The sequence below is a fragment of the Pseudomonas sp. SIMBA_067 genome (genome assembly GCF_046534675.1).
In the GTDB taxonomy this organism is placed as follows: domain Bacteria; phylum Pseudomonadota; class Gammaproteobacteria; order Pseudomonadales; family Pseudomonadaceae; genus Aquipseudomonas; species Aquipseudomonas putida.
Map to the genome: position 1 here is coordinate 1 of NZ_JAWRYH010000703.1, position 260 is coordinate 260.

Here is a 260-nt window from a genome sequence, read left to right on the forward strand (position 1 = left end):
GTCGGCGGTAGCGCGGCGATTCAGACCGAACACGGCGCGGTAAACCGCTTTCTGCTGGTGGAGCCGGACGGCACGCTGCATCAGTATGACAAGCGCCACCTGTTCCGCATGGCGGACGAGCATCACCACTATCTGCCTGGCGAACAGCGTCAGGTGTTTGAGTGGCGCGGCTGGCGCATCCTGCCGCAAATCTGTTACGACCTGCGTTTCCCGGTCTTCTCGCGCAACCGCAACGATTACGATCTGGCGCTCTATGTCGC

General features: G+C 61.9%; 1 protein-coding gene. It reads left to right on the forward strand.

Annotation, left to right across the window (positions count from 1 at the left end; all coding sequences use genetic code 11):
- The coding region (locus SB765_RS30960; protein ID WP_410932665.1) for a nitrilase-related carbon-nitrogen hydrolase at positions 1–260 on the forward strand (260 nt) is incomplete at both ends.